This window comes from Paraburkholderia sp. SIMBA_053 (assembly GCF_046534895.1).
In the GTDB taxonomy this organism is placed as follows: Bacteria; Pseudomonadota; Gammaproteobacteria; order Burkholderiales; family Burkholderiaceae; genus Paraburkholderia; species Paraburkholderia caledonica.
The window spans coordinates 1-244 of sequence record NZ_JAWRXU010001459.1 but is presented as its reverse complement, the minus strand read 5'-3'; the positions used below and the strand labels follow the sequence as shown (position 1 = coordinate 244).

1 protein-coding gene is annotated in these 244 nt (G+C 67.6%); it reads left to right on the top strand.

The genetic code is table 11. The features are described from left to right. Positions 1 to 244, top strand: a 244-nt coding sequence (locus SB753_RS40455; protein WP_410805599.1) for a GGDEF domain-containing protein, incomplete at both ends; no start/stop codon positions are given.

Sequence of the window (244 nt, the reverse complement as noted above, 5' to 3'; positions counted from 1 at the left end):
GGAGACGATGCACTGGCAGCCGTCGCACGCTGCATCCGTGACAATATCCGGCGACCAGCGGACAGCGCCGCGCGTTACGGAGGCGAAGAATTCGTCGTGGTCCTGCCCGATACCGCGCCCGCCGGCGCAAGCCAGATTGCCGAGCAAATCCGCAGCGCGATCAGCGCACTCGCGATTGAGCATGCGGGCAGTGAATTCGGGCGCGTGACGGCGAGCATTGGCGCGGCCAGCTGGTGCCCCGACC